Raw genomic sequence first — 19845 nt, 5'->3', positions numbered from 1 at the left:
GACCGAAGACTTTGGCCGCTGACACCCCCCGTCTGCCGCTCTCCGGAAAGTTCGGAGATCTCAAGAGGAGGCTGCTGTTCCTGCTCGGGGCGTTGATCGTCTACCGAATTGGTGCGCATGTACCGGTTCCGGGAATCGACCCGGTCCAGTTGGCAGAACTTTTCAAGACGCAGCAGGGGGGCATCCTGGACATGTTCAACATGTTCTCGGGCGGTGCTCTCTCGCGATTCACCATCTTCGCCCTTGGCATCATGCCGTACATATCGGCATCGATCATCATGCAGCTGTTGAGCGTCGTGTCGCCGCAGCTGGAGGCGCTGAAAAAGGAAGCTGAAGCGGGGCGGCGCAAGATTACTCAGTACACCCGATATGGCACGCTGCTCCTGGCTACGTTCCAAGGGCTTGGGATAGCGATTGCGCTCGAGTCGCAGCGCGGTTTGGTCATCGACCCGGGTCTGGCCTTTCGCTTCACGACGGTCGTCACCCTCGTAACGGGAACGATGTTCCTGATGTGGTTGGGTGAACAGATTACGGAACGTGGTATCGGCAATGGCATATCGCTGATCATTTTTGCTGGCATTGCAGCGGGTCTTCCGAGGGCAATCGGGGGAACGCTGGAGCTGGCGCGGACCGGGTCCTATTCGATTCCGCTGGTGTTGTTCCTGTTTGCCATCGCGGTGCTGGTGACCGCTCTGGTGGTGTTCGTGGAGCGCGGGCAGCGAAAGATCCTGGTGAACTACGCCAAGAGACAAGTGGGTAGGAAAGTGTATGGCGGACAGAGTTCGCATCTGCCGCTCAAGCTCAATATGTCGGGGGTGATCCCACCGATCTTCGCCTCGAGCATCATCCTTTTTCCCGCCACGGTAGCCGGCTGGTTCGGGACGAGCGAGAACATGAACTGGCTTCGGGACATCAGCGCGACGCTGCATCCGGGACAGCCGATCTACGTGTTGCTGTATGCCTCGGCGATCGTGTTCTTCTGTTTTTTCTACACGGCCCTGGTGTTCAATCCCAAGGAGACGGCTGAAAATCTGAAGAAGGGCGGGGCATTCGTGCCGGGGATCCGTCCGGGTGAGCAGACTGCCCGCTACATTGAACGCATCATCATGCGTCTGACGCTGGCAGGAGCGGTGTACATCACCGTGGTGTGTCTGCTGCCTGAATTCCTGATCGTTCGTTGGAACGTTCCGTTCTATTTCGGCGGGACGAGTCTGTTGATTATCGTGGTCGTAACGATGGATTTCATGGCGCAGGTGCAGGCGTACATGATGTCGCACCAATACGAGAGTCTCTTGAAGAAGGCGAACTTCAAGGGCGGCGCTTTCCCGACGCGGTAGGAGACGGAGCGCATGTCCAAGGAAGAGACGATTCAGATGCAGGGGGAGATCGTGGAGACGCTCCCCAATGCGACGTTCCGGGTCAAGTTGGAGAATGGCCACATGGTTCTAGGACATATCTCCGGAAAGATGCGCATGCACTACATACGCATTCTTCCGGGTGACAAGGTCACTGTGGAACTGACTCCGTATGACCTGTCGCGTGCGCGGATCGTGTTCCGCGCAAAGTGAACGGCACCATCCTGGAGATGAGGAAATGAGAGTACAAGCATCGGTGAAGAAGATCTGCCGCAAGTGCAAGATCATTCGGCGCAATCGGGTGGTCCGCGTGATTTGCGAAGATCCACGCCACAAGCAACGTCAAGGCTAATCGCCTTGATCCAAGGCTAAACAACAGCGGAACGGGTTCAAGCATGGCACGCATCGCAGGAGTCAACATCCCCAACCATCAGCACGCGAGAATCGCGCTGACGGCGATTTACGGTATCGGGCGCACTCGCGCCGCGAAGATCTGCGTCGACGCGGGTGTGAACCCGACGGCGAAGATGAAGGATCTGTCCGATGCGGAGATGGACAAGCTCCGCGAACAAGTTGGCAAGTACACCGTCGAGGGCGATCTGCGCCGGGAAGTGACCATGAGCATCAAGCGTCTCATGGATCTCGGTTGCTATCGTGGCATTCGGCACCGTCGGGGGTTGCCCGTGCGCGGGCAGCGGACCAGAACGAATGCCCGCACCCGCAAGGGGCCGCGCAAAGCCGTTCGTGCGGCGTCGAAGTGATTTCAACGAAACAATGGCGCAGAGGATTCGCGTAAATGGCTAAGGCTCAGACCCGGGTGCGTAAGAAGGTCAAGAAGAACGTGGCGGAAGGCATCGCGCACGTGCACGCTTCCTTCAACAACACCATCGTCACCATCACCGATCGTCAAGGCAATGCGTTGTCCTGGGCGACGTCCGGCGGTGCCGGCTTCAAGGGGTCCCGCAAGTCGACTCCCTTCGCCGCGCAGGTGGCTGCAGAGACCGCGGGCAAGGCTGCGCAGGAGTGCGGTGTCAAGAATCTCGAAGTCCGGATCAAGGGACCTGGTCCGGGCCGGGAGTCCGCGGTGCGTGCTTTGAATGCCGTCGGATTCAAGATCACGAGTATTTCGGATGTCACGCCGGTGCCTCACAACGGCTGCCGTCCGCCGAAGAAACGTCGTATCTGAGGGGTAGGAGCACCCTATGGCAAGAACCATCGAACCGAAGTGCCGCCAATGTCGTCGCGAAGGGGAAAAGCTGTTCCTCAAGGGCGAAAAGTGCTTCACGGACAAATGCGCCATCGAGCGGCGCAACTATGCGCCCGGTCAGCACGGGCAGAAGAGCGGCCGTCTCTCGGACTACGGGGTGCAACTGCGTGAGAAGCAGAAGCTCCGCCGTATCTATGGCGTGCTCGAGCGCCCCTTCCGCAAGGACTACAAGGAAGCCGAACGTCGCAAAGGAATCACCGGTGAGAATCTGCTGCAGATTCTCGAGAGCCGCCTCGACAACGCGGTGTACCGCATGGGCTTTGGGGCGAGCCGTACGGAAGCTCGCCAGATCGTCCGGCACAATGGCATCCGCGTGAATGGCCGTCGCGTCAACATCCCCTCCTATCACCTGAAGGTCGGTGATGTCGTCGAGGTTGCCGAGAAGGCCAAGAGTCAGCTGCGCATCAAGGGTGCGGCCGAAGCGGCTGAAAGCCGTGGATTCCCCGAGTGGATCGAAGTGGACGTGAAGGCTCTGAAGGGTACCTACAAAGCCAAGCCTCAGCGCTCGGAACTGCCGTCGACCATCAACGAGTCGCTGGTCGTCGAGTTGTACTCGAAGTAACAGGAATCTCTCCGGGGCGGTTCGTACGCCCCGGCATTGCAGCAATCAGACTTCAAGGGAACATCACATGGCCAGCAGCGCTCTGTTGAAGCCCCGCATTATCGATGTGCAGCACGTGGGTCCGAATCACGCCAAGGTGATCATGGAGCCGTTCGAGCGCGGCTACGGTTACACGCTCGGCAACGCGCTGCGCAGGATTCTTCTGTCCTCGATGCCGGGGTACGCACCGACAGAAGTCAAGATCGCCGGCGTCCTGCACGAATATTCGACGATTGATGGCGTGAAAGAAGACGTCGTCGACATTCTGCTGAACCTCAAGGGCATAGTCCTGAAGCTTCACAATCGCGAACAGGCGGTTCTCACGCTCAAGAAGCAGGGTGAAGGTGTGGTGACTGCGGGCGACATCGAAGCGTCGCACGACGTGACGATCATCAATCCCGATCATGTGATCGCCCATCTGGCCGCAGGTGGTCAGATCGACATGCAGATCACCGTGGAGCACGGCCGTGGCTACGTGCCTGCAAGCCAGCGGCCCCTCAATCGGGAAACACGCAGCATCGGTACGGTCCTTCTGGATTCGTCGTTCAGTTCGGTTCGCCGGGTGAGTTACGCGGTGGAAAGCGCCCGCGTGGAACAGCGTACCGATCTCGACAAGCTCATCATGGACGTGGAAACGAATGGCGTCATCGAGCCCGAGGAGGCGATCCGCTTTGCGGCGCGCATGCTGATGGATCAGCTGGAGACGTTCGCTCACCTCGAGGGAACGCCCACCAAGTCGGAGACGCCCCGCACGCCCCAGGTCGATCCCATCCTCCTGCGTCCGGTGGACGATCTGGAGTTGACGGTTCGATCCGCAAACTGTCTCAAAGCCGAGAACATCTATTACATCGGTGATCTGATTCAGAGAACGGAGACGGAGTTGCTAAAGACACCGAATCTGGGCCGCAAATCACTGAACGAAATCAAAGAAGTTCTTGCCTCACGTGGCCTCACGCTGGGCATGAAACTGGAAAACTGGCCGCCTGCGGGACTCGAGAAGGTCTGAACGGCAGCCGATCATCGAACGAAGAAGAGGTGACACATGCGTCACGGCCTTGGACTGAGAAAACTCAACCGGACGAGCGCGCATCGTTCAGCGATGCTGCGTAACCTGACCGTCGCGCTCTTGCAGCACGAAGTCATTCAGACGACCTTGCCAAAGGCGAAGGAACTGCGCAGGGTGGCCGAGCCGATCATCACGCTGGGCAAGACGCCGACGCTGGCCAATCGTCGGCTTGCGTTCGACCGCCTTCGCGACCGCGATCTGGTGACAAAACTATTCGCGGAACTCGGTCCGCGCTATGCCAATCGCCACGGTGGCTATCTGCGTATCCTCAAGTGCGGGTTCCGCAAGGGTGACAATGCACCGATGGCCTACATCGAACTGCTGGATCGGCCGGAATCGGTGACGGGCCAACCGCAGGAGCAGGCGGGCGCCTGAGCCGTGGCTCTGGCGGTGGCACCAGGACGAAGCCGGCGGAAGCCGGCTTTGTCTTTTGTGGGGTGAGTGCGGCGATCAGGCAGCGGATTCGAGTGGAAACACGGTCCGTGCTGCGATCGCCGGAATTTCGGCGGCCGGAACAGGCCTGCTGATGAGATAGCCCTGCACGTACTCGCAGCCATGGGCCTTGAGAAACTCCAGTTGCGAGGACGTTTCCACGCCTTCGGCCACCACCTCCAGGCGCAAGCTGTGAGCCATTGCGATGATGGCTGACGCGATCGCGGCGTCATCGTCCGCCGCGGGCGTGTCCTTCACGAAGGAACGGTCGACCTTGAGAGTGTCCACCGGAAAGCGCTTCAGATAGGCCAGCGACGAGTACCCCGTACCGAAATCATCGATCGACAGTCGCAAGCCCATCTTCTTCAGCCGGGTGAGCGTATCCAGGTTGAGGGTCCGATCATCCATGAGCATGCTCTCGGTCACTTCCAATTCCAGATACTTCGGAGCAAGACCCGTCTCCTGCAGGATCGCGGCCACATGATCGGTGAAGTCCGGTTGCTGGAAGTGCGGACTGGCGATGTTGACCGCGACATGGAACGAGTCGAGTCCGTCCGCTTGCCAGCGACGCACTTGTTCGGCGGCTTCCCGCATGACCCATTCCCCTATGGAAACGATCAGACCGGAATCCTCGGCTATGGGAATGAACTCGGCGGGCGGCACCATGCCCAGCTCCGGGTGTTGCCAGCGTATCAACGCTTCCACTCCCACGATCCGGCCTGATCGGAGATCCAGTTTTGGCTGATAGTGGAGCTGGAATTCGCGCCGTTCGACTGCTCGTCTCAATCTCGATTCCATGGCCAGCCGTTCCAGGGCCCGCGAGTTCATCTCCTTGCCATAGAACTGGTAGTTGTTCCGCCCCTGGCTCTTGGCGAAGTACATGGCGGCATCGGCATTCTTGATGAGCGTGTCGGCGTCTCCGCCATCCATGGGGAAAAGGGAAATCCCCACCGAGGTGGTCGTGAACAGCTCTCTCCCGTCCACGTCCATGGGACGCTGCAGGCTCTCGATGATTCGCTGGGCAACTTTCGCTGCATCTTCGAAATGCGACATGTCCGTCAGCAATACGCAGAATTCGTCACCCCCCAGGCGAGCGAGGTGGCTGTCTTCCACCGTGTTGCGGCGCAGGACCGTATCCCGTGTTCGGACCGTTTCTCGCAATCTGTCCGCGACGGACGTGAGCAGGCGATCGCCGACCGCATGACCGAGCGTGTCGTTGATGCGTTTGAACTGGTCAAGATCCATCGACAAGACGGCGACCAACCGGTCCGAGTTCCTGGCGTGGGTCAGGGCCGCCTCGACGTTCTCGACGAACCGATGGCGGTTCGGAAGTTGTGTCAGCCGGTCGAAGTAGGCGAGCTGGTGGATCCGCTCCTCGGCCGCCTTGTTCTCGGTGATGTCCTGGATGGCTCCGAAGGCCTGGAGAGGTGCTCCATCCGACCCGCGCACCACGTCCGTGTGAATGCGCACATAGCGAACGCTTCCTCCCGGCAGGACCACGCGGTGGATGAGTTCCCGGACGGCTCCGGAATCCTGCAGGGAGGCCAGCGCGGCACGTACCTCCTCGCGCTCCTCGGGATGGATGCGGTCGATGAGTGCCGTGACGCTCGGTTGCACGAGGCCTGGGGTGTACCCGAGGATCCGATAGGTTTCGTCCGACCACCGCGTCTGGGCAGTCCTCAGATCCCAACGCCAGGAGCCGAGGCGTGCGACCCGCTGCGCGCTGGCCAGCAGCGCCTGATTTTCGAACAGGCCCTCGAACGCTTCCGCCGCGCGGAGGATGTACCGGACGCGATGGCCCAGAATGCCCCAGTTGATCGGCTTGCTGATGAAGTCGGTCGCGCCGGCTTCGTATGCCCGGTTTATCGAGTCCAGATCGTCCAGTCCGGTCAGCATGAGCACGGGAACGTGGCGCCCGAAAGGCATCGAACGCAGCTTCTCGACGGCGGCGTACCCGTCCATTCCCGGCAACATCACGTCCATGAGGACGATATCGGGACGCTGGCGGTCGAAGGCGTCCAGGCCGCTCTCTCCATCCATGGCGACAATGGTACGCAGACCGGCTGCGTCCAGTGTGCGACTGGCGATGAGGCGTATGGTGGGGTCGTCGTCCACGACGAGCGCCACCTGCGGGGTCTTTCGTTCTGATTCCACCATGACGACGTGTTCGTTTCGGACTGCGCTCGCTACCCCCGGGATCATCGAGGTTTAACGGTCGCGCCCTGGCGTTCTTTACGTCTGACGGGTTTATCTGCGCGCGAACGCTCCCGTTCTGCGTTCAGGTGGGTCGCCAGATAGCGTCCGGTGTGGCTTTCCGGTTGCTTGGCTACGCGTGCCGGAGGGCCTTCGGCGACGATGGATCCGCCGCCCTGTCCGCCTTCCGGGCCCAGATCGATGATCCAGTCGGCGGTCTTGATGACGTCCAGATTGTGTTCGATGACCACGACGGTATTGCCCCGGTCCCGCAGGCGGTGCAGCACTTTCAGCAGGAGTTCGACGTCCTGGAAATGCAGGCCGGTCGTCGGTTCGTCCAGGATGTACAAGGTCCGGCCGGTGTCGCGCTTGGATAGCTCAAGAGCCAGTTTCACCCGCTGCGCCTCGCCTCCGGACAATGTCGTGGCGCTCTGGCCCAGCGTGACGTAGCCCAGCCCGACCTCGACGAGGGTGTCGAGCCGGCGTACCACCGGCGGCACAGCGTCGAAGAAAGCCCGGGCTTCGTCGACTGTCAGGCACAGCACATCGTGGATCGTCTTGCCCTTGAAGCGCACTTCCAGCGTCTCACGTCCGTAGCGCTTGCCTTGGCATACATCACAGGGCACATAGATGTCCGGCAAGAAATGCATTTCCACCTTGACGACGCCATCCCCCTGGCAAGCTTCACAGCGCCCTCCCTTGACGTTGAACGAGAAGCGGCCAGGTCCGTAGCCACGTTCCCTCGACAAGGGGACGCCCGCAAAGAGCTCCCGTATGGGGGTGAGCAGTCCTGTATAGGTAGCCGGATTCGACCGGGGTGTGCGTCCGATCGGGCTTTGATCGACATTGACCACCTTGTCGATCTTTTCCAGACCGACGATCTCGTCGTGTTCCGCGGGGTTCTCCTGGCTTCCGTGCAGGTGCTGCGCCGCACCCAGAAACAGGGTGTCGTTCACGAGCGTGGATTTGCCCGAACCCGACACGCCAGTGACGCACACGAACAGGCCCAGAGGAATCTTCGCGTTGACGTGCTTCAGGTTATTGCCACGAGCGTTGCGGATCTCGAGCGACTGTTCCCAATCGGGGCCGTGGACGGTCTCTGGGACCGGAATGCGTCGAACTCCGGACAGGTAACACCCCGTGATCGACGCATCGCTCAGGGCGATCTCTTCTGGCGTTCCGCTGGCCACGACCCTGCCACCATGCACGCCCGCGCCCGGCCCCATGTCCACGACGTGATCCGCCCTGAGGATGGCGTCGAGATCATGTTCCACCACCAGTACGGAGTTTCCGAGATCGCGCAACCGCTCCAGCGTTTCCAGCAGGCGGTCGTTGTCGCGCTGGTGAAGCCCGATGGAGGGCTCGTCCAGCACGTACATCACCCCTGTCAGACCGGTGCCTATCTGGCTCGCGAGCCGGATGCGCTGCGCCTCGCCACCGGATAGCGTATCGGCGGATCGATCCAGGGACAGGTAGTTCAGTCCGACGCTCACCAGGAAGCGGATTCGCGTGCGGATCTCGTGAAGGACCCGGCTGCCGATCGCTTCCCGGGTTCCATCCAGGCGCAGGTCCTGGAAGAACGACAGGCAATCGTCCAGTGCGAGACGCTCGACTTCCGGCAAGGTGCGGTCACCGACGAAAACGTACCGGGCTTCGGGACGCAGCCGGGCGCCGCCGCACGCTTCGCAGTCCGACGCCGTCATATAGCGAGCGAGTTCTTCCCTGACGAGTGGCGATTCGGTTTCTCGATAGCGGCGCTCGATGTTCGGGATGATTCCCTCGAACGCATGTTCCCGGGTGTACTGATTCCCTTTTTCCCCGATGTACACGAAGCGGATCTTCTCCCGCCCGGACCCGCGAAGGACGAGTCGTTTGGCGGCCTCGGGGAGATTCTGGAAGGGCGCATCGAGATCGAAGCCGGCGTGCGAGGCCAGACTTTCCAGCATCTGGTGGTAGAACTGATTGCGTCGATCCCATCCCTTGATGGCGCCGGCGGCGAGCGATTGATGCGGGAATGCCACGACCTTGTCCGGATCGAAGAAGCTGACATGCCCGAGCCCGTCGCATTCAGGGCATGCACCGGCCGGGTTGTTGAAGGAGAAGAGGCGAGGCTCCAGATCGGGGGCGCTGTAATCGCAATGGGGGCAGGCGTAACGGGACGAGTAAGCGTGTTCCACGCCGTTGTCCGTGTCGACCACCAGCACCCGGCCGTTCCCCAGTCGCATGGCGGTTTCCACGGATTCAGCCAACCGCTGGCGGCTGTCTTCGCGCGCCCGCAGCCGATCGATGACGACCTCGATGTCGTGGTGCCGGCTCTTGACGAGCTTTGGCGGGGGGTCCAGGTCCTGCAACTGGCCGTCGAGCCGGATGCGAACAAATCCCTGGGCGCGCAGATCTTCGATGAGTTCCCTGTGTTCCCCCTTGCGGCCGGACAGAACCGGGGCCAGCACCATGATCCGGACATCGGGAGGAAAGGCAAGGACGGTATCGACCACCTGCGAGACCGTTCGCGCCTGCAGCGCGATGCCATGGGTCGGGCAACGCGGTTCTCCGACCCGGGCAAACAGCAGGCGCAGGTAATCGTGGATCTCCGTGATGGTACCCACGGTCGATCGAGGATTGTGGCCGGCCGCCTTCTGTTCGATGGCGATGGCCGGAGACAGTCCCTCCACCAGATCGACATCCGGTTTCTCCATGAGGTGAAGGAACTGCCGTGCGTAGGCGGACAGCGACTCGACGTACCGCCGCTGACCTTCAGCGTAGAGGGTGTCGAACGCAAGAGACGACTTGCCGGACCCCGATATGCCCGTGATCACCACCAGCCGGCCACGAGGCAGGTCCAGGTCGACGTTCTTGAGATTGTGGGTGCGTGCACCGCGTACCCGTATGAATTCCATCTTTGATCCGGAATGCGCATGCCCGGCATGCCCGGGCAATCGGCTAATATACCCGCCCTCGCATTCGCGTCCCAACCTGTCGTCCTTTCGTGTCCAAATCCTCTCGTGGCGACCGCATGACGGCCTTCGAACTGCGGTCGTCCCTGGCACTTGCCGCCGTGTCCGGGCTGCGCCTGCTCGGCATGTTCATCATCCTTCCGGTCTTCGCGCTCTATGCCGAGACGCTTCCCGGAGGCGCCAGCCACACCATGATCGGAATCGCGCTTGGCGCCTACGGGCTCACGCAGGCGCTTCTGCAGGTGCCGTTCGGATGGGCGTCGGACCGATGGGGCCGCAAGCCGACCATCTACGTGGGTCTGCTTCTGTTCGCGGCCGGCAGCTTCATTGCCGCGTCAGCCTCCGATATCTATTGGGTGACCGCGGGGAGAATCGTCCAGGGCTCAGGCGCGGTATCCGCGGCGGTCATCGCGCTGACGGCGGATCTCACGCGAGAAGTGGTTCGTACCAAGGCGATGGCGATCATCGGTGTCACCATCGGTGTCACCTTTGCCGTCTCCATGGTGCTGGGGCCGGTGCTTGACCGGTGGATCGGCGTGCCTGGCATCTTCGCCCTGACCGGCATTCTCGCCATCGCCGCGATGGCGCTGGTTCGATTCGGCATCGCCGATCCAGCCGAATCCATTCCTGTCCTGAAGGCCCGCGCGTCGTTTGGGGAAGTCTTTCTCGATCCGCAGCTCCAGCGTCTCAATGTCGGAATCTTCGTCTTGCATGCCATCCTGATGGCGTTGTTCGTGGTCGTTCCGTTCGGATTGCGCTCGGCAGGTCTGCCTGCGTCGGAACACTGGACCGTCTATCTCCCCGTGATGGCGGCGTCCTTCGTCATGATGGTGCCGCTCATCGCCTACTCCGAAAGGAATCACCGGCACAGGGAAGCGTTTGTCACGGCGATCGGTTTGCTGCTCGTGTCCGTCGCAGTGATGATGGCGCTGGAACGCAGCGTGGCCAACCTGTTCTCGGGCCTTCTGATCTTCTTCTTCGCATTCAACTTCCTCGAAGCGAGCCTTCCGTCGCTTGTTTCCAGGGTAGCGCCCGCTCATGCCAAGGGCGCAGCGGTGGGCGTCTACTCGAGCATCCAGTTTCTCGGCACTGCGCTCGGCGCCGCCGCAGGAGGCTGGTTGTCGCATCATGGCGGTGAATCCTCGGTATTCATGTTCTGCGGGGTACTGGCGCTGGTCTGGCTTGTGGTCGCGTTCGGCATGTCCGTACCCGTGACCAAGACGTATCCGGTGCCCCCCATGGATTCGCTCAGGGCGGATGGCCTGGTGGAACAACTCGGGGCTCTGCCAGGTGTGAAGGAAGTACGCATCCTCTCGTCTGGTGATACCGCCCAGTTGAAAGTGGACACCGCCCGATTCGATGAGGACAATGCCCTGAAACTCATTCACGGGGAGATGCCGCAGTGGCTTCCGTCAACAAAGTGATTCTCGTGGGCAATCTCGGACGCGATCCCGAAGTCCGTTACACGCCCGACAACAGTGCCATCACTAACATCAGCATCGCGACGACCGATGTCTGGCGCGACAAGAACGGCGACAAGCAGGAAAGGACCGAGTGGCATCGCGTCGCGTTCTTCGGGAAGCTCGCGGAGATCGCCGGCGAGTACCTGAAGAAAGGCAGCCAGGTCTATGTCGAAGGCCGGCTGCAGACGCGCAAGTGGCAGGACAAGGATGGCCAGGACCGTTACACCACCGAGATCGTCGCTGATCGCATGCAGATGCTCGGTTCAAGGGGTGGGATGGGCGGCGCCGATGCGGTCGACATGGACTCCGCTCCTCCACCCAGCCGAGGTAGCGCGCCTTCGTCGGGCCGCTCTTCTTCCGGCGGCAAGTCCGGTTCCAAGTTCGACGATCTCGAAGACGACATACCTTTCTGACGGATGGAGCGGTTGTCACTCGTTGCAATACGTGCGAGGCCCCGTGTCGCGTTTCGTCGTCCGTCGATCCTTGCCGATGAGTCGGAAGCCTCCTCATAGGGTCTGCCCATGAAAGCGTACGAACTGCAGTCTGTCCTCGGTCTGGACAGCCTTACGCGCGTCGAGCGTGAGCCACGTCGTCCCGGACATGGCGAGGTACTGATCCGCACGACTGCGTGGTCGCTCAATTACCGCGACACGCTCGTGGCCCGCGGCGCGTACGGCGCACCGCCTCGCGCCGGGTTGATTCCTCTGTCGGACGGCGTCGGTTTCGTGGAGGACACCGGACCGGGCGTTTCACGGGTAAAGGCGGGCGACCGCGTGGCCGGGTGCTTCATGCAGCGGTGGCTTGCCGGGGAGATCACTTCGGACGCTGCCACATCAGCCCTGGGTGGCGCGATCGACGGGATGCTCGCCGAGTATGTCGTGCTGTCTGAACAGGGAATCGTGAAGGTTCCCGCACATCTCACCGACGAGGAGGCTGCCTGCCTCCCTTGCGCGGCTGTGACGGCCTGGAACGCGCTCGTGCGCGAAGCGCACGTGAGGGCAGGAGACACGGTGGTGCTGCTGGGAACAGGCGGCGTATCGCTGATCGGGTTGCAGTTCGCCAAGATGCACGGTGCGCGCTGTGTCGTGACCTCGAGCAGTGACGACAAGCTCGAGATCGCGAAACGTCTGGGCGCGGACGCCGTCGTGAACTACCGGACCACCCCGGACTGGGAAAGGTCCGTGCTCGAGTTCACCTCCGGGATGGGCGCGGACATCGTGCTGGAAGTGGGAGGTGCGGGGACGTTCGACAAGTCCCTCGCGAGTCTCCGGTTCGGAGGGCGGATGTGCCTCATCGGAGTACTGACCGGGACGGCCGGGCCGGTCAGCACCGCTGCCATATTGCGCCGCCATATCCGCGTACATGGCATCTACGTGGGTTCCCGGGAGATGTTCGAGGAAATGAACCGGGCCATCGCGGCAAGCGGAATGCGCCCCCACATCGGACGGAGCTTCGGGTTCGAAGAGGCTCGATCCGCGTACGAGTACCTGCTTGGCGCCGCTCATGCGGGCAAGGTCACGATTCGGATGTGATGCTCTGTCCTGGGTGGACTGGACTTCTCCGGTACGGTAGCCGCTTTCGAAGCCGGCGCGTGTGCGGTGTCTGGGGACGAGTGCCGCGCATGTCCCGCACGAGGGTCACTCCCAGGCGATGCCTTCGTCCCAGAACGGCATCGGTCCGAAGGCTTCGACACAGTGATCGATGAAGGCGCGCAGCTTGGGAGCGGGGGGGCGGCCAGGGAGATAGACGGCCAGCAATTCGCTTTCCTGGAACGGGCGGTACTCGTGCAGCACGCTGCGCAGGGTCCCCGAGCGCAGATCGGGTCCCGCGATGAAGGTGGGCAGTACCGCGAGACCGAGGCCGGACAGTACGGCGTCGCGGATAGCCAGGCTGGAGTTCACCCTGAAATTGCCCGAGGCAGAGGCGCTGAAGACACCCTCGCCCCGTCTGAAGCGCCAGGCACCTGCCTGCTGCAGGTCCGGATAGACGATGCAATTGTGGTGAACGATATCCGCAATCGATGCCGGCTCGCCGTGGCGTTCGAGATACTGGGGCGAACCGCATAGCACCCAGCGAATGGGCGCCAGCGAGCGGGCGACCACATTCTCGGATGCCGACGGCGCCAGGATGATCGCAGCGTCCAGGCTTTCTTCCACGAGATCCGCCGCGACACTGTCCCGGCAAGTCAGGTCGACCTCCACTTCAGGGTATCGGCGAAGAAACGAGGCGACGACCGGCCCCATGTGCAGCATGCCGAACGTCCAGGGCGCGCTTACCCGCAACCGGCCACGCGGCTCCGACTGCAGGTGGGCCACGGCAAGATCCACCTCTTCAGCCTCGTGCGCGATGCGGGCGCAGTGTTCGTAGACGGTGGCGCCGACCTCGGTCACGGAGAGCTTTCGCGTCGTTCGATTGAGCAGCCGGGCGCCGAGAGACTTCTCCAGCCTCGCCACGTGCTTGCTGACCATGGACGGTGACATGCCCAGCCGGCGACCTGCTTCGGAGAAACTCTGGGCCTCGACGACACGCGCGAACACGACGAGACTCGGGAGGTTTTCCATTCGTTCTTGTCCTGAGGGGAAACAGAGCTTTTCCCGGATGCGCAGCCTCACGGTCTGCGCGAGGTCCTACTATAGTGGCTTCCTGGCCGCAGTGGCCGTTGGCACAATCCGCAGACTGATCGCAGCCGCACTGGGCCGGCTGCGCACCGAGGACTCACCATGGCATTGTTGAACGTAACGCTCGCCGACAAGTACCTGCTCGACAAGGGACGGATCTTCATCACCGGCACACAGGCCCTGGTCCGTCTGCCCCTGATGCAGCAGCGTCGGGACGCGGCGGCCGGCTACAACACTGCCTGCTACATCTCCGGCTACCGCGGCTCTCCGCTGGGGGGCTACGATCAGCAGTTGACGTCCGCTTCGAAATTCCTGAAAGAACACAATATCCATTTCCAGCCTGGCGTCAACGAGGACCTTGCCGCGACGGCATGCTGGGGCAGCCAGCAGGCGCATCTCAACGGCGATTCGAAGTTCGACGGCGTGTTCGCGGTCTGGTACGGAAAGGGTCCCGGTGTGGATCGCACCGGAGACGCGTTCCGGCACGGCAACCTCGCTGGCACGGCGCCGCTCGGCGGCGTACTTGCCTTGATGGGGGACGATCACACCTGCGAATCGTCCACCACGGCCCACCAGAGCGAGTTCGCCATGGTCGACGCGATGATGCCGATCCTGAATCCGGCGGGCGTGCAGGAACTTCTCGATTACGGCATCTACGGATGGGCGCTGTCACGCTACTCCGGGTGCTGGGTCGGTCTCAAGAGCATGAAGGACACGATCGATGCAACGGCGTCGGTCGATGTGGATATCGACCGGGTCAGGATCCGCATCCCGGAGGACTTTGCCGTGCCGGAGGGTGGCGTGCACATCCGCTTCCCGGATCCGCCCCTTGACCAGGAATCACGGCTTCACAATGTGAAGATCGAAGCGGTCAGGGCGTTCGCGCGCACGAACCGGATCGACCGCACCGTGATCGATTCGCCTGATGCCAGGATCGGGATCATCACGTGCGGCAAGTCGTACATGGATGTGCGCCAAGCGCTTCAGTACCTCGGCATCGACGAGAAGGAAGCGCAGCGTCTCGGTCTGCGGGTCTACAAGGTCGGAATGACGTGGCCCCTTGAAACCGAGGGTGTGCGCGAGTTCGCGAAGGGCCTCGAGAAGATCATCGTCGTCGAGGAAAAGCGCGGGCTCGTGGAGCCCCAGCTCAAGGAAGCCATCTACGGCATGGCGCTCGCCCCGGCCGTCATCGGCAAGAAGGACGAGAACGGACAGACCCTCTTCCAGAGCAATGCAGCGCTCGATCCCAACTGGATCGCCATCGTGATCGGCCGGCAACTCGCCGAGCGGACGAACGATCCTCAACTCAGGGCACGGGTCGCGGAACAGGAGGAACTGCAGAACCGCGTCCCGGAGAACCCCGCCATGGACCGGACGCCGTATTTCTGCTCGGGATGCCCGCACAACACCGGTACGCGCGTGCCGGAAGGAAGCCGTGCCATGGCGGGCATCGGCTGTCATTTCATGTCCCAGTGGATGGATCGCAACACGGCTGGCTATACGCAGATGGGTGGCGAGGGCGCCAGCTGGATGGGAATGGCACCTTTCGTGAAGACACGGCACATCTTCCAGAACATCGGCGACGGTACGTACTTTCATTCCGGCTCTCTGGCTGTCCGGGCTGCGGTCGCCAGCGGTGCCACCATGACATACAAGATTCTCTACAACGATGCCGTAGCCATGACGGGCGGGCAGCACGTCGACGGACAGCTTACCGTCCCGCAGATCACCCAGCAGATGGCGGCCGAAGGTGCCAGGCGCATCGCCGTGGTCACCGATCAACCGGAAAAATATGGATCCGCAGCCGCATTCGCCCCGGGCGTCACGGTGCATCACCGCGACGACTACGAATCCGTCCAGAAGGAGTTTCGAACGGTGGAGGGGGTTTCGGTGATCGTCTATGACCAGACGTGTGCCGCCGAGAAGCGCCGCCGCCGCAAGCGCGGGCAGTTTCCCGCAGGCCCCGGCGCGCGTCTTCATCAACGACGCCGTGTGCGAAGGCTGCGGCGATTGCGGCGTCAAGTCCAATTGTGTATCGGTGACCCCACTGGAAACGGAGTTCGGGCGCAGGCGGGTGATCGACCAGTCGGCCTGCAACAAGGATTACTCGTGCGTAAAGGGCTTCTGCCCGAGTTTCGTCACCGTTCACGGTGGCGGTGTGCGCAAACCGCCGGCCCGCGCGGGTGGGACCCCGGACACAGGTTCGGAAGTGCCCTTTCCCGTGCTGCCCGAACCTGCGTTGCCTGCTCTCGACGAGCCTTTTGGCGTGCTGGTGACGGGCGTGGGTGGCACTGGTGTCGTGACCATCGGCGCGATCGTGGGCATGGCAGCTCATCTGGAGGGGAAGGGATTTGCGGGTCTCGACATGGCGGGGCTGGCTCAGAAAGGAGGGGCCGTCTGGAGCCACCTGCAAATCGCGAAGCACCCGGAAGACATCAAGACCGTCCGTCTGGGCGCGGGTGGTGCCAGGCTGGTGCTCGGTTGCGATCTGGTCGTCTCGGCAAGTCAGAAGACGATGGCGGCGACCAGGCACGGTACGCGGATGGTCGTGAACACCCACGAGCAGATGACCGGCGATTTCACCCGCAAGGCCGACTTCCGTTTCCCGCGTGAATCGCTGCGCAAGACCATCGTCGATGGAGTGGGCGAGGGGAATGCGGAATTCGTTTCCGCTTCGCGGCTCGCCACGAGCCTCATGGGCGATTCCATAGCCACCAACATGTTCATGCTGGGTTTCGCGTTCCAGCAGGGTCTTGTTCCGGTGTCGAGCGAGGCGATCGGCAAGGCCATCGAAATGAACGGCGCCGCTGTGAAGATGAATCAGGCTGCCTTTCTCTGGGGCCGGCGCGCAGCCCATGATCCCCAGGCGGTGGAGCGTCTTCTCCAGCCAAGGGCCGACGCTCCCTTGCCCTCACTTTCCCAGACGCTGGATGAGTTGATCGAGCGCCGCGAACGATTCCTCGAGGAGTACCAGGACTCGGCGTGGTCTCGGCGCTATCGCGGGCTGGTGGAAGAAGTGCGCAGGGCGGAAGCGGCGCAGGCGAAGGGTTTTACCGGACTCACCGAGAGCGTTGCACGCAATCTGTTCAAGCTCATGGCCTACAAGGATGAGTACGAAGTGGCGCGGCTGCATTCGGATCCGGAATTTCGCAGAAAGCTGGAGGCGCAGTTCGAAGGTCCTTACCAGTTGAGGTTCCACATGGCGCCCCCGCTTTTCGCGCGACGGGATAGGGAGACGGGCCAACTCATCAAGCGGGAATACGGGCCATGGGTGATGACGGCATTCAAGCTCCTTGCGCGTCTGCGTTTCTTGCGGGGTTCCGCTCTGGACATCTTCGGATACACCCAGGAACGGAAAACCGAACGTGCACTCATCGGGGAATACGAGTCCTCCATCCGCGAAATCCTGGGGCGCCTCGATCACTCGAATCATGGACTGGCCGTGCAGATTGCCTCCATCCCCGATGAGATTCGCGGTTTCGGACACGTGAAGGAAAGGAATCTGGAGGCTGCCCGCAAGAAGCAGGTAGAACTTCGCGCTGCATTCGCCGCAGGCGGGGCGGTTCAGCGGCAGGCCGCCTGACCGGCGGGCGTAGCCTGATCCTTCCGGGGGCGCCCCTCGAGGGAGGTACGCGGGGTTGTTGCGCTTGGCAAAGGCGGCTCAGCCGGACCAGGTTCTGAGAGCGCGGCAACGGCACGTTCGGGTAGCGGGGGAGTGCCGGGGCTTCATCCGCGCGAAGGATGGTGGCATCATAGATGTTTGGAGCCAACAACTTCGCGCCTTTACATTTGCCGGCGCGGTACGGGGGCAGTGCCGCCCGCGGAGACTCCGAGACCGGGTCCCGAATCGGACCTCTGCCCGGGGCCGGCAATCGCCCCCCAGGCGGCGCAGACCCAGAAGAAGCCACGTGGATAAACGCTACCCCGATCCACCCGAGAAGTGCGCTGAGTATCTGAGAATGGCCCTCGTCCTGATGACCAAGCAGGACGCGGGGGTTCATCCCATTTCCTATGCCGTCTGGTATGAGTACGTGTCCGGGGGCAGCGTCGACCTCAAGAAGGAAATCGACGCGCTGACCCAGAACAGCCGGAAATTGGACGAGGAATCGACCCGGCGTCTCTACGAACAGTACGTCGCCGAGCTGGATACCGATACGGTGTCTCGACTTGGAGACAACCTCAAACGCGTGATGAACGAGGTTTCCGACTCCACATCGGTTGTGGACGTCGAAGCAGGTCACTACGGTACCAAGCTGGAAGAGATCGGCACGCGCCTGGAGGGCGGATCCGTGCCCCAGCCGGAATTCGAAGGCATCGTGAAATCGGCCTTCATGGATACCGTGCGCATGCGGGCGACGGTGAGCACCATCCAGGAGCGCCTTTCGGCAAGTCAACGCGAAATCGACGATCTGCGCCGCGAACTCGCGCGTGTCCGGGAAGAGAGCATGGTCGACAGCCTCACCGGCTTGCTCAACCGGCGTGCCTTCGATCGACGGATCAACGACCTTATCGAGGCTGCCGGAAACGATTCGGACACCTTCAGTCTCATCGTGGCCGACATCGATCATTTCAAGCGCATCAACGACGGTTACGGGCATCTGTTCGGCGATCGGGTCATCCGTGCCGTCGGGGCGGCTCTGAAATCGGGCGTCAAGGGAAAGGATTTCGTCGGGCGTTACGGCGGGGAGGAGTTCGCGATCCTGCTTCCGGTCACGCCGCTCACGGGCGCATGGGCCGTTGCTGAGGGGGTGCGGCGTCTTGTCGCAGCCAGCCGGATCCGCCGTCTCAACAACGATGAGGTCGTTGGCAACATCACGGTCTCTGCCGGAGTGGCCATTCACCGATCGGGCGAATCCGCCCAGTCGGTGTTCGAGCGCGCCGATGCGGCGCTCTACCGCGCAAAGCGCAATGGCAGGAACCGGGTCGAGACAGCCGACTGACGAAATCCCGGGGGCGCGGCAACCCAACTCCGCGCGCCTTTGCAGTGGCGATGTGGTACCTTCCGACGGAACCAGACCAATAACGGTATCGCGACCCTTTCTGGGCGAGGGAAGAAGGACTCATGGCCATCAAGACGCTCGTGCTCTTCGATCACGGGCCCTTCACGGAAACCCTGCTGAACGTCCTCCCGGAGCTCGGTGGTGACGTCGACGTAAGGCTCATCACCAACGCAGCGCCGGGCAGTCTTTCCCTAAGAGAGTTCGAGGATGTCCAGCTCTTGCTCGTGGACCTCGACCGATTCGGTACCGACTCGCTCGTGAGGCTTGCCGAACTGGGGCGGCGGAATCAGCGGTTGAGGGTCGTCGTATTCGGCGTCGCCGACGATCCGGAGACCGACCTTGGGATGTTGGGCGAGCATGGTATTGCTTACATTCCCAAGAGTTACGGCAAGGCCATGATCGTTCCGGCCTTGCGACTGGTCCTATCCAGTGACGCGGAAGAAGCCGACCGTTCTTTCGGCGTGGCCCGCCCCGCCGGAGTATCGGCCGATGCGGCCACTGTTCCGTCGCTGAGAGACCTTGGCCTGACGGATGCCGAAGCCGAAGTCCTGGGTCTGGCTTCGCAAGGAAAAACCAACCACGAAATCGCCCTGGCGCTGGACAAGAGCGAGGGGACCGTACGCATTCAGATGAGCGCCATCCTGCGCAAGCTGAAGGTGCGGAACCGGAGCGAGGCCATCATCGTGGCCATGCGGGTCATCAAGGTGGTTCGCTCGCAGATCGAGCACGCGGAGCAAGGAGAGCTCGACATCGGGTTTCTGCTGCCGCACATGGAATACCGCCGCTATCCGGCGGGGGCACGCCGTGTTCCGGAAGGGCGACATCGCCGACGAGTTGTACCTCATCCAGCGAGGCACTGTCAGTCTTCCGGGAGATAGACAAGGAACTCGCCCAGC

16 protein-coding genes and 1 pseudogene are annotated in these 19845 nt (G+C 62.1%); 14 read left to right on the top strand and 3 right to left on the bottom strand.

What is annotated here, in order from left to right; genetic code table 11:
• The first annotated feature begins 11 nt into the window (after positions 1-11).
• The 8 genes from secY (at position 12) to rplQ (ending at position 4664) form a co-directional block, all read left to right on the top strand.
• A complete protein-coding gene (secY, locus tag IPK20_24345) occupies positions 12-1337 on the top strand; it encodes a preprotein translocase subunit SecY (protein ID MBK8019503.1) in 1326 nt (441 codons plus the stop codon).
• A gap of 12 nt (positions 1338-1349) precedes the next feature.
• Positions 1350-1568: a translation initiation factor IF-1 gene (gene infA, locus IPK20_24340; protein ID MBK8019502.1), complete on the top strand. Its 219-nt coding sequence runs from the start codon at positions 1350-1352 to the stop codon at positions 1566-1568.
• Positions 1569-1593: 25 nt separating this feature from the next.
• Entirely contained in the window at positions 1594-1707 is a 114-nt protein-coding gene (gene rpmJ, locus IPK20_24335; GenBank protein MBK8019501.1) for a 50S ribosomal protein L36, read from the top strand.
• A 43-nt stretch (positions 1708-1750) separates the two neighbouring features.
• A complete protein-coding gene (rpsM, locus tag IPK20_24330; GenBank protein MBK8019500.1) occupies positions 1751-2116 on the top strand; it encodes a 30S ribosomal protein S13 in 366 nt (121 codons plus the stop codon).
• 35 nt (positions 2117-2151) lie between these two features.
• A complete protein-coding gene (rpsK, locus tag IPK20_24325) occupies positions 2152-2541 on the top strand; it encodes a 30S ribosomal protein S11 (GenBank protein ID MBK8019499.1) in 390 nt (129 codons plus the stop codon).
• A gap of 16 nt (positions 2542-2557) precedes the next feature.
• Positions 2558-3184: a 30S ribosomal protein S4 gene (gene rpsD / locus IPK20_24320; GenBank protein ID MBK8019498.1), complete on the top strand. Its 627-nt coding sequence runs from the start codon at positions 2558-2560 to the stop codon at positions 3182-3184.
• A 67-nt stretch (positions 3185-3251) separates the two neighbouring features.
• Positions 3252-4229, top strand: a complete 978-nt coding sequence (rpoA, locus tag IPK20_24315; protein ID MBK8019497.1) for a DNA-directed RNA polymerase subunit alpha — start codon at positions 3252-3254, stop codon at positions 4227-4229.
• Between the two features lie 36 nt (positions 4230-4265).
• Positions 4266-4664, top strand: a complete 399-nt coding sequence (rplQ, locus tag IPK20_24310; protein MBK8019496.1) for a 50S ribosomal protein L17 — start codon at positions 4266-4268, stop codon at positions 4662-4664.
• 75 nt (positions 4665-4739) lie between these two features.
• Here the strand turns inward: rplQ and IPK20_24305 are convergent, their stop codons facing one another.
• Positions 4740-6878 (bottom strand): EAL domain-containing protein, encoded by a 2139-nt coding sequence (locus tag IPK20_24305; GenBank protein MBK8019495.1) that lies wholly within the window; start codon positions 6876-6878, stop codon positions 4740-4742.
• A 41-nt stretch (positions 6879-6919) separates the two neighbouring features.
• Positions 6920-9811, bottom strand: coding sequence for an excinuclease ABC subunit UvrA (uvrA, locus tag IPK20_24300; GenBank protein MBK8019494.1), 2892 nt, complete (start codon positions 9809-9811; stop codon positions 6920-6922).
• A 116-nt stretch (positions 9812-9927) separates the two neighbouring features.
• On the opposite strand from uvrA, the gene IPK20_24295 reads away from it, so the two are divergent.
• From IPK20_24295 to IPK20_24285, 3 genes are all read left to right on the top strand, one after another.
• Entirely contained in the window at positions 9928-11292 is a 1365-nt protein-coding gene (locus IPK20_24295) for an MFS transporter (GenBank protein ID MBK8019493.1), read from the top strand.
• The gene (gene ssb, locus IPK20_24290; GenBank protein MBK8019492.1) at positions 11271-11744 is read left to right on the top strand and encodes a single-stranded DNA-binding protein; all 474 of its coding nucleotides are present in this window, start codon (positions 11271-11273) and stop codon (positions 11742-11744) included. Before IPK20_24295 ends, ssb begins: the two co-directional genes overlap by 22 nt.
• 108 nt (positions 11745-11852) lie before the next feature.
• Positions 11853-12863 (top strand): NAD(P)-dependent alcohol dehydrogenase, encoded by a 1011-nt coding sequence (locus tag IPK20_24285; GenBank protein MBK8019491.1) that lies wholly within the window; start codon positions 11853-11855, stop codon positions 12861-12863.
• 105 nt (positions 12864-12968) lie between these two features.
• Here IPK20_24285 and IPK20_24280 read toward each other — a convergent pair whose 3' ends face one another.
• Positions 12969-13892, bottom strand: a complete 924-nt coding sequence (locus tag IPK20_24280) for a LysR family transcriptional regulator (GenBank protein MBK8019490.1) — start codon at positions 13890-13892, stop codon at positions 12969-12971.
• Positions 13893-14051: 159 nt separating this feature from the next.
• Here IPK20_24280 and IPK20_24275 point away from each other — a divergent pair.
• The 3 genes and pseudogenes from IPK20_24275 (at position 14052) to IPK20_24265 (ending at position 19827) form a co-directional block, all read left to right on the top strand.
• Positions 14052-17532 (top strand): annotated as a pseudogene (locus tag IPK20_24275) (indolepyruvate ferredoxin oxidoreductase family protein).
• Positions 17533-17908: 376 nt separating this feature from the next.
• Positions 17909-18889: a GGDEF domain-containing protein gene (locus tag IPK20_24270; GenBank protein ID MBK8019489.1), complete on the top strand. Its 981-nt coding sequence runs from the start codon at positions 17909-17911 to the stop codon at positions 18887-18889.
• Between the two features lie 122 nt (positions 18890-19011).
• Positions 19012-19827 carry a response regulator transcription factor gene (locus IPK20_24265; GenBank protein MBK8019488.1) on the top strand — a complete coding sequence of 272 codons (816 nt, stop codon included), beginning with the start codon at positions 19012-19014 and terminating at the stop codon, positions 19825-19827.
• Positions 19828-19845 lie beyond the last annotated feature (18 nt).

It is taken from the genome of Betaproteobacteria bacterium, from assembly GCA_016713305.1.
In the GTDB taxonomy this organism is placed as follows: domain Bacteria; phylum Pseudomonadota; class Gammaproteobacteria; order Burkholderiales.
Note: the sequence above shows the minus strand (reverse complement) of the source record. Positions and strands in the feature narration are given on the sequence as shown.

Excerpts from the sequence above, each read along its gene's own strand:
- rplQ (MBK8019496.1), top strand. The coding sequence starts at position 4,266 with ATGCGTCACGGCCTTGGACTGAGAAAACTCAACCGGACGAGCGCGCAT.
- IPK20_24285 (MBK8019491.1), top strand. The coding sequence starts at position 11,853 with ATGAAAGCGTACGAACTGCAGTCTGTCCTCGGTCTGGACAGCCTTACG.
- rpsD (MBK8019498.1), top strand. The coding sequence starts at position 2,558 with ATGGCAAGAACCATCGAACCGAAGTGCCGCCAATGTCGTCGCGAAGGG.
- IPK20_24295 (MBK8019493.1), top strand. The coding sequence starts at position 9,928 with ATGACGGCCTTCGAACTGCGGTCGTCCCTGGCACTTGCCGCCGTGTCC.
- IPK20_24265 (MBK8019488.1), top strand. The coding sequence starts at position 19,012 with ATGGCCATCAAGACGCTCGTGCTCTTCGATCACGGGCCCTTCACGGAA.
- IPK20_24280 (MBK8019490.1), bottom strand. The coding sequence starts at position 13,892 with ATGGAAAACCTCCCGAGTCTCGTCGTGTTCGCGCGTGTCGTCGAGGCC.
- rpsK (MBK8019499.1), top strand. The coding sequence starts at position 2,152 with ATGGCTAAGGCTCAGACCCGGGTGCGTAAGAAGGTCAAGAAGAACGTG.
- IPK20_24270 (MBK8019489.1), top strand. The coding sequence starts at position 17,909 with ATGGCCCTCGTCCTGATGACCAAGCAGGACGCGGGGGTTCATCCCATT.
- IPK20_24305 (MBK8019495.1), bottom strand. The coding sequence starts at position 6,878 with ATGGTGGAATCAGAACGAAAGACCCCGCAGGTGGCGCTCGTCGTGGAC.
- rpmJ (MBK8019501.1), top strand. The coding sequence starts at position 1,594 with ATGAGAGTACAAGCATCGGTGAAGAAGATCTGCCGCAAGTGCAAGATC.
- uvrA (MBK8019494.1), bottom strand. The coding sequence starts at position 9,811 with ATGGAATTCATACGGGTACGCGGTGCACGCACCCACAATCTCAAGAAC.
- infA (MBK8019502.1), top strand. The coding sequence starts at position 1,350 with ATGTCCAAGGAAGAGACGATTCAGATGCAGGGGGAGATCGTGGAGACG.
- rpoA (MBK8019497.1), top strand. The coding sequence starts at position 3,252 with ATGGCCAGCAGCGCTCTGTTGAAGCCCCGCATTATCGATGTGCAGCAC.
- rpsM (MBK8019500.1), top strand. The coding sequence starts at position 1,751 with ATGGCACGCATCGCAGGAGTCAACATCCCCAACCATCAGCACGCGAGA.